This is a genomic window from Sinorhizobium sp. BJ1 (assembly GCF_002531555.1).
In the GTDB taxonomy this organism is placed as follows: Bacteria; Pseudomonadota; Alphaproteobacteria; order Rhizobiales; family Rhizobiaceae; genus Sinorhizobium; species Sinorhizobium fredii_B.
In genome coordinates this window covers 25339-33954 of record NZ_NWTH01000047.1, presented here as the reverse complement: position 1 = coordinate 33954, position 8616 = coordinate 25339, and the positions used below count along the sequence as shown (strand labels likewise).

Sequence of the window (8616 nt, the reverse complement as noted above, 5' to 3'; positions counted from 1 at the left end):
ATCACCGAACTCACAAGAAGGGAATCCTCAGCCCGACTCCGTCTTCAACGGACGTGCTCTAATTAAAAATCTGTGAAAATAGTCGATAAAATCCACTTAAAATTACCAGGAAAAGAACTGATCTCGTAAATTGAGGAATATCTAAAACTTTAAACTTCCTGAAAACAGGATATTGGTTCTCGACGATTATCGTCTCTGACAACAGGGAGACGCAAAATGGTCAGAAGAACCTTGAGTATGAGTGCGGCGATAGTATTTGCCACTTTTTATTCGACCATCGGCAAGGCTGACGACGGGATCGTCGTGCATGAGCAGAGTGCGTTTGAACTTTTCGAGGGAAGAGAAGAGTCGCGGATTTCCCCGGCTCCCAACCAGGAAGACGCAGCGGTCGCCCCGACTGAAAAGGACTATTCGATTCAAACGAGCAGTATTTCGACCCGCCGGATGTTCAACAACGCAGGCGTCGCCGGCGGATTGGCCGACGAGGATATTCCCCTCTGCCTTGACATCAAAGCACCACCAGCGCGCCTTCAAACGCAGTCGAAATACAGATCAGACGACTTCTCAAAGTCGGCGATCGACGGCGAGGCCCTGGCGACGCGTGACAAGACCGTGCAGCCAATTCGCGATTCCATTCGTCTTCTGACGAATGTAGCCTATGCACAGTCGAGCAGCAGTGCCGTTATGCAGGCTCGTGCCGACTGCGTCCTTCGCAATTTGGACCGGTGGGCAACCGAAAAGTCCCTGACTGACATGCGCTCCACCGACGCTTACCTGACCCGTGATCGCTGGATTTCCGAGATCGCGCTCGCGCTCAACTACGTGAGCAAACGAGTTGAGCTTACCAGCGAGCGGAAGGAGCTTTACTCCACGTGGCTGGGAGCGATCGCCCGGGACACGATCGACGCGTATTCGCTTCGGTTGGGCCCGAAATCCAAAACGAACAATCACCGGTATTGGGCGGGTCTTTCCGTCGCTGCCGTGGGGTTCGTGGTCGATGACCAAGATCTCAAGCAATGGGGCAAGGCCAGTTTCGAAATCGGCGCTTGTCAGGTGGACGATCGTGGCTTTCTACCTGCCGAGCTTGCACGCGGTGAAAGGGCCCTTGAGTACCACGTCTATGCGCTGCGCCCGCTGGCGGCAATCTTAAAGCTCGCCGTCGACAATGGAGAGCCTATTCAACCAAAGTGCCTCGGTGGCTATGAGCGATTGACCGCCCAGACCCGCGATTCACTCAAGGACACCACCGCGTTCGAACAGGTCGCCGGTCTGCGTCAGACGACCAACATTCGCGAGAGCAGCTATTCCGACGCGTTGAAACTGAGTGAACTGAAGGTCTTTTAGAGGACCGATCAGCACCAATGTTCTCGTTGGGGAATGATAGCTCGTGTTCGTAGAAACTTGAACTCCAGCCCGCTTGCTCAGACCCCGCTAGAGAGGCGTTGACGTGCCCATTGAAAGGCCTCGTCGATGGAGGAGAACTTGGTCGCCTGCCAACGACGATGGTCGTGGATCAGCCTCTCGGAAATCCAGAAATCGCCACCATTGCCGGGGAGCTCCCATCCAACAATATCGAGAGCACGGGCCCGGACGAATACCCGCTGTGCGTGGCTTCGAGAAATGATGTAGCGCTTGGCGAGATCGCCGATCCGCAACGGACCAACCCATGTCCGCGCCTCCAGGGCTCCTTCTGGCGACAATCTCGACATCAGGTCGTGGAGGATGTTGCTGCCGGATCCAGTCCGAACAAAGGCGTCCACAGTCTGCGGCGGGTTCGACCAGGCCGGATCGTGAAACAGCCGCCTCGCCATTCTTGGATGTGCATGCCACAGCAATCGTTGATCCGCCAACGACTGCTCATATCGTGTACCTTGATCGAGCGTGTCGAGCGATTTCAAATGCCCATCGAACCATTCGCGAATTAGCGCTTCAGCCATGTCCGCAACCTTAAGCGGACGAAAGCGCTTGTCTCCTGTTGCCGCAACTTCAAGCAAAAGATGGTAATTGCGCATCTCGGTCAGATGAGCGACCGCTGTATTCTTGCTGGCAACATCGTTGCCGACCATAAAGGCGACCAGGTTTGCGGCCGTGAGGCCGGGACGCGAAGGGTCGGTGACGTGCTCGAAATGGAGCGCCAGAATGGCGTGCGTCAGCAGCCATTTCTGCATGTCTGCGACATAGCGAACGATCCGAGGTGCCGCATCATGCATGGCAACAAGCTTCAGCGCGGCCTCCCGTAGGGCGTCGGGAAAAGAGGGGTTCGCCAGAACAGCCTCAATCGTGAGTGCCTCCGAAACATCGTCGACTCGATCAGTCAGGGTCGATGTCAAACTCATCGGACACCCGCCGAGATACGCTGCGTAGGAAACTGCCAAATCCGAGCATGCAGAGTCGGGGCGCTCGCGAACGAGCGCCAAAGGTCCATCGTTGAAGACAACTTCAAAGTCCTGCTTGGTATAGAAACTGGTTGCTATTTTACTCTAAGAATAAATTGGTACTATGCTTGCGATCTTTGCCGCACCACTCAATGTCTCCCCAAGGTCTCACCATGATAAAACATATATCAGTAATTTAACGTTTTCTTTACCACACCTTACTTATCTGACGGGAGGTCTCGTGGGAAAATTTCAGCGGGAAAGGTTAATGCGGTGGACGCTGTAGGACTGTCGAGTACTCGAGAGGTTTCAGCTTGTCGTTATCACTACATCCGGAAAATTGTCACCGCGTACATTTACGCAGTGAGCAAGCGCAATTTGATATTTGGCCAGTTGGATACTAAGTCCCGTCCCTCGATAGACCACGAGTTGCTATCCGCAGCTGATCGTCGGCCACTGCTCCGGGATCCGATCAGAGTGGCGGCTGTGGAGGAAATTCGTTTGAACCTAGCCACCAAGGCTTCTGCCGGTTGGTCGGCGACTTTGGCCGCTACTTCTCTGGCAGCCCTGCCTTGATCAAGTCACTCACCTGTCGGTCTAGAATGTCGTCGTCGAAAAGGTGAGCTGCCTCCATTTTTCCGCAGTCCAACTCGGATCAAGCTCAAGAGCTTTCTTCGTCTGGTTCTTGGCTTCGTCGATCCTCCCCAGGTTGACGGCGTTGATCGACCTGACAAGAGGGATGCCCGCAAACCAGTCTCCCAGCGTCTTCATAGCTTCATCCGATTCCTGATACCTGCCACCGGCTGTCAGCACGAAACCCTTCATGAACACGAGCATTGGATTGGCTGGATCATTCCTGATGCCCAAGTCTGTCCATGACACGGCTTTGTCGATATCGCCTGCTGCGGCTGCAACTTCGGCCAGCATCCCAACCATGAAAGCATCATTCGGAGCTAAGGCGATGGCCGCTTCGGCCTCCCTGAGGGCGTTCTTGGATTCGCGTTCAACAAGATTGGCGTATGCGAGCAACCAATGCCCCATTTTCCGCTCCAGGGACGAGAGATTGTCGCTCGCCATCCCCTGCTTTGCCAGCTCTCCAACACGGCGCAGGTCCTCCTTCGTATCCTGCGACCAGCCGTTGATTGCGCGTGCGTAGTGCAGAAAACCCATTTTGAGCTTCAGGAGTGCGGAGTCGGGGAATTTTGCCATTCCCTCGGCCCATATCTGAAAGGCTTCCTCCATCCCTTGGGGCGTGAACTGCATGAATTTGTCATGGCCTCTGAGGTAATAGTCATACTCCTCAAGGCTGGCGGCATCCTTGCTCCAGGCTTCGCCGTACCGCGACCGCTTTAGCTGCCCGGTATTGCTGGAAATAGCTCCGACAATCCTTTCGGTGATAGCATCCTGGAGCGCCATGGGATTGTTCCCGGACTGGTCGAAACGCTCGGCCCAGACGTGAGCGCCTGTCTTGGCGTTGATCAGCTGCGCCACGATGCGGACCTGGTCAGCGTGCTTTCTCACGCTTCCTTCGAGCACATAGGAGACATTGAGTTCCTTGCCGATCTGCCGGACGTCGGTCGGTTTTCCCTTGTACGCGAACGACGAGTTCCTCGCGATGACCGACAGGTCAGGCGCTCTCGCCAGGCCAGCGATGATGTCTTCGCTGACGCCGTCGCTGAAATAGCCAAGGCTCGGATCGTCGCTCATGTTGTCGAAGGCCAGAACGGCGATGGAAGGGACGTTCGCCGACGCCGGAGCGCCAAAAAAGTTGAGGTAGAGCCAACCTCCGGCGAACACGAGGAGAGCGACCGCCGCTGCGGCGGTCCAAGGCATGTAAGATTTCCCACGGCGGCGTCGGCCCCGGATCTTGGGGACGCCCAGGAGCTTGATGCGATAGACGGGTACGGGCTCGTCCATGTTTTTCATCAAGTGCTCGCCCATGGGCTCAAAGCCGAAGGAGAGCTTCTTCTGCCCCGTGATCTCAATGAGGATGCCCGCGATGTTGCACGAGCCATTGCAGAGACGCCGGATTATGGGCGTTCACGGCATCGCCGAAAGAAAGTGGAAATGCTCTTTGCGCATCTCAAGCGCATTCTTCGAATGGCCAGGCTGAGACTGCGAGGTCCATGCGGTGCACGGGATGAATTCCTCCTCGCAGCAACGGCGCAAAACCTCAGAAGGCTGGCGAAGCTCAGGCCCTTACGCCTGCCAACCGCTGCCATGGCCATTTAATGGCCTGCGGCTTGGAACCATCCCACCGCATCAGAACGAGAGACACCGTGCCAACTCTTCGAAAAACCGCGTGCAGAGCGCCAACGGCGCTCAAACACCGCCTTTTTCAACGATATCCGCCAAGTGCGAACTCAGCAAAAAGCGCCGCCGCTCTTGACCGGCGACGAAAACGCGAAATCAATCACGCATGAAGACAACCAGGCACCCGAGGACCACCGCCGCAAAACTGTCCGGGGCTTAGCGGAATCCTTGTCTGGCTTTTGCGAAATGCGCATCCCCCATCATGGATGGCGACGGCGTTGCGTATGTCACCCCTGTCAAGACTAGCTCATCGGTAGGTCGGACGATAAACCGCCGCGTTGCCAGAAGTCGATTGCTTATCCCTCGTCTGATCCCAGGCAGCGAAGTGAGGACGAGGCGGGAAGAGAGACCAATCTCGACAGGGCTTGCGATGGCAGCTCTGCCTCAGAGGCGTAAGGCGAAGGCTCACCTTGGGCGACAACTTCGGCGTCAGCAACGCGTCGCGAATGGCGATCGCCAATGGTTCCTCCGATAGGCCGCTCCACCCATTACGGGCTGTCTGTGACTGGCGTTCGCTTGGCAGCTACTCACCGGAACTATTGCTGGCTAGCTCGGGTTTTCTAGAGATCCCAACTTCGAGCCTGTATCGCCACGGAAGGGCTGCAACTCCGCGGCGCCTAAACTGAAGGACGAGTCCTATGAGGCACAAACTGACCCGAGATTTCGTCGCCGCCCCATTACTTGCAATCGCCGCCCTGTTCACAACTTCAGCACTCTCCAACGACCCCGGAACTGGCGCGCAGAATGAGCGTTGCCGCGTCGCTCCGGGTGCGGGCGCCAATCGGGGGACGCTCACAGAAAAGCTTGATGATTGCGACGGAGTTCTGAAGCCGCCAACAGTCGGCGACACCGAAATGGTCGAGCCCGCTCCTGACGTCGGAAGAACGCCCGTGATCCGTCCAGACGAGTTGCCAGAACAACAGTAACGGTCCGAAGCCCAGTAGGCTATGGCCAACCTCATCTGCCGACTTGCTAATGGTTTCGCTCGCGTCCATGCGCTGAGCAGCTCCAGCTTTGGTCCTCATCAATCTGCATAGAACAAATAAAAAAGCTTTTGCTGCGTGTAGAAGCGCCACGCCTCCTACAAGGGTCTGCGCGAAGTTCAGGACAATGCCGCGGTGTGCGATATGACCGTTCCGGCCGGCGGCCGTTGATCATCGCGATCGATCAAGGTCAGCGTGATCAAGTCCGAAGTGGTCGAGCACCAGTTGGAGATTGCGGCGGTTGGACTTGAAATAGACGTCGAAGACGTCGCCGACCACCGGGACGCTCCCCGCGACGGTGTCGAATCCTACATTGACCAGCATCTTGAGAAGCTTGTCGTTCGGAACGCCGAGACGGCGCGCCTCGTTGACGATGAAGAGGCTGACCGCCGCAGCGCCGAAATCGCCGATGCCGGGGATCAAGCCGAGCATGGAGTCCGCGCCGAGCGAGACGCGGGTGCCGGGAATTCGGAGCGCCGTGTCCATAAGCCGGGCCAGGCCCCGTATACGCCGGAGCCGTGCGAGTTGCTCAATCGGTATCGTCTGCTTTTTCATACTTCTTATGTGGTCCCAACACGCCGCCGTTCAAATGTCATGCGGCCGACTTCTGCTTGCCGAGCCGCTTGATCGCCTGCTCAAGCGGACGCTGCCCATCGCATTAATCCTCGACCTCCCATCTAACGCTCACCATCCATATTCGATGACTGCCTGTAGCGATGGTGCTCTATCGCACGTTCGTAGTCGTCCGGGTCGGAAGGGCGCTCCCCAGAAGGGTCGAGCGCCCTTCGTCATTTCGGGAAGCTCCCCAACTGCACAGATGATTGACTTCCTGCCGTCGTGCTCCACTTCAACACCGTCCTTCCGTCTCAAAGCGGGCGGCCCGGTCGGGCTGCTGAAACGGCACAGGCCCTTGCTTGAGCGCATCGCGAGCGAAAAATACGATCGGGACGGAGGCGCGGCCGCTAATCTTCTGCATATTGCGGATGATGACCTACGCGCTACGCAAGCAAGCGAAAGCGATGGCAGACGGCGTAGGGTAAGGGTCCGGATGCTCTGTGACGCCGCCCGCGGGCCTCATCGCCTATTTGCGGGCATCGCCTCGCTCCCCCTCAGCGAGCTTCGCCTTCACCGCCGCTTCGATTTGCTTGATCACCTTCGCCGCTTCCAGCAGGATCGCGCTGCCACCGCCATTCTGAATGCGCATGGCGATGGAGAAGTCCGGCACACAGTTACTGTGGATACATTATGCGACTTTAGAAGCACAGAACAGGAACAGACGACTGGAAGTGACGTGGGCGGCTCTTTTTTCGTGCTGCTGGGTGCCACGTCGGTTTTTTGCTAATTCCTACTCTAGCCTTCAGCCATGGAACTCTCGAGGGAAGATCCAGACGGCACCAACCGATAGGCATGTAGTGAATGACCAGATTTCGACCACACATCAGGAACGGGTTCGAAGTTGAAGTGTTCTCGCAGCCGCCAACGCGTACTTTCTGAGACGAGAATGCAGTTGCCCGTCGATTTAGTTTCCATCAATTGCGCGACATTGACCGTCTGGCCCCAAATATCGAAAAGGGGACGCTTAGTTCCGATCACTCCGGATATCACTTGGCCTGTGCAGATGCCGATCCTGACCGATAGCGGATAGCCCGTCTTTTCGCCCCAATGATTGACAACATTGACTATTCCGATGCTCACCATGGCAATTCCAACAATCCGATTTTGTTGCGGAAAGATGCCCGTTGCGCACATGTAGCAATCGCCGATAGTTTTGATTTTTTCGATACCGTGGCGCTCGCACAGACTGTCGATGTCGCTGAAGATCCCATTGAGCAGCTCGACCAAGTGAACGGGCGAGAGGTTTTCGGCGAGATCCGTGAAATGGACAAGGTCGGCGAACAAAACGGTGCATTCGCCGTGGCTCTGGGCCGGAACACTCTCACCCCTGAGCAGGTGCTGAGCAACATCGGCGGGAACGAGCTCACGGAGCATCTGCTCCGATTTCGAACGTTCTTTTTGAAGTTTGATGTAGTTGGCGATCGAAGAGCGCGAATAGCTGAAAAGCAAGAAGCTCATCACGATAGCCACGGTGGCGATGTTAGCGATGTATGCGGATGTTCGGTCGGATTGCTCCAGAACGAGAAAGGGCGGTTGCCTAATGGCAATCAACTCGACAGCAACGACACCAGCCGCAATCGTGCCATACGCAACCCAAAGCAGCTGCCGCTCAGTTTTGGCGAACAGGAGCAGCGGCAGCGCGGCGAGGCAGACCGTGAAAGCCTCAACGCCCGCATACGGTCCGACGCAAAGCAATACAAGCGCATAATGCAGGGTGAGCAGAAGAATGAAGAACAGTCTGACAGACCATGATGGTGCTACCTTCGACGCGAAAGGGAGAAGCAAATAGGCGACGGAGAAGCCGACGCTCAGGAGAGCGAACTCGGCCGAACTAAACAGAAAGTAGCCTACCGGTGCAAACGCCAATCCGGTCAGGAATGCTAGGACGTATCCCGTACCTGCCATCCTCACCGCAATTTGTACATCCAGCGAACCGTCTTCCGTCGATTGCTCCAAGGGCACCACCTCGTCCGTTGAGGATCATGGCATCGAGCAGCTGGCAGTTTGCAAATGGTACGCTTCGAATCGTGGTGCGTAAACGTTCAGGCGTACCCTTCAACCTTCGATTCGAACGGATCGATTTGCTCGCCCCAAAGACTCGAGAATTTGCATCGCGAGACGAGCAAGTGCCCAAGCCGACCGATAGCGCGTGAGCGGTGTTCGGCCTGAGCAGATGGCACCAGATGAGCAATCAGCGGTGATAGCCGGCGCACCACCCGTTTCTGGCTCTTGGAGATTATTTGCTCGCCTTGAAGGGATCAGAACCAGCGACCCTGTTGTTACGAAATCCCTCCGTCTCAACCCGGTAGCGCACATCAGCTCGGCGTCGA

The 8616-nt window shown here is 56.5% G+C and carries 7 protein-coding genes and 1 pseudogene; 3 read left to right on the top strand and 5 right to left on the bottom strand.

Going from position 1 to position 8616, the window contains the following annotated elements; genetic code table 11:
• Nucleotides 1–216 precede the first annotated feature (216 nt).
• Nucleotides 217–1344, top strand: coding sequence for an alginate lyase family protein (locus CO676_RS31355; protein ID WP_097523953.1), 1128 nt, complete (start codon nucleotides 217–219; stop codon nucleotides 1342–1344).
• A gap of 77 nt (nucleotides 1345–1421) precedes the next feature.
• Here CO676_RS31355 and CO676_RS31350 read toward each other — a convergent pair whose 3' ends face one another.
• Together CO676_RS31350 and CO676_RS31345 are read right to left on the bottom strand one after the other, a co-directional pair.
• Nucleotides 1422–2336: a hypothetical protein gene (locus CO676_RS31350; protein ID WP_097523952.1), complete on the bottom strand. Its 915-nt coding sequence runs from the start codon at nucleotides 2334–2336 to the stop codon at nucleotides 1422–1424.
• A gap of 636 nt (nucleotides 2337–2972) precedes the next feature.
• Nucleotides 2973–4301 (bottom strand): hypothetical protein, encoded by a 1329-nt coding sequence (locus CO676_RS31345; protein WP_144340231.1) that lies wholly within the window; start codon nucleotides 4299–4301, stop codon nucleotides 2973–2975.
• Nucleotides 4302–4343: 42 nt separating this feature from the next.
• On the opposite strand from CO676_RS31345, the pseudogene CO676_RS31340 reads away from it, so the two are divergent.
• Nucleotides 4344–4607, top strand: a pseudogene (locus CO676_RS31340) (transposase); the annotation flags it as partial.
• A gap of 719 nt (nucleotides 4608–5326) precedes the next feature.
• Nucleotides 5327–5614: a hypothetical protein gene (locus CO676_RS31335; protein ID WP_097523950.1), complete on the top strand. Its 288-nt coding sequence runs from the start codon at nucleotides 5327–5329 to the stop codon at nucleotides 5612–5614.
• 228 nt (nucleotides 5615–5842) lie between these two features.
• On the opposite strand, the gene CO676_RS31330 is transcribed toward CO676_RS31335, so the two are convergent.
• The 3 genes from CO676_RS31330 to CO676_RS36455 all read right to left on the bottom strand — a co-directional run bounded on the left by CO676_RS31330 (nucleotide 5843) and on the right by CO676_RS36455 (nucleotide 8242).
• Nucleotides 5843–6226, bottom strand: a complete 384-nt coding sequence (locus tag CO676_RS31330; protein ID WP_097523949.1) for a DUF4112 domain-containing protein — start codon at nucleotides 6224–6226, stop codon at nucleotides 5843–5845.
• A 526-nt stretch (nucleotides 6227–6752) separates the two neighbouring features.
• Entirely contained in the window at nucleotides 6753–6875 is a 123-nt protein-coding gene (locus CO676_RS36895) for a hypothetical protein (RefSeq protein WP_280952072.1), read from the bottom strand.
• A gap of 146 nt (nucleotides 6876–7021) precedes the next feature.
• A complete protein-coding gene (locus CO676_RS36455) occupies nucleotides 7022–8242 on the bottom strand; it encodes an adenylate/guanylate cyclase domain-containing protein (RefSeq protein ID WP_245424572.1) in 1221 nt (406 codons plus the stop codon).
• Between the last annotated feature and the right edge of the window lie 374 nt (nucleotides 8243–8616).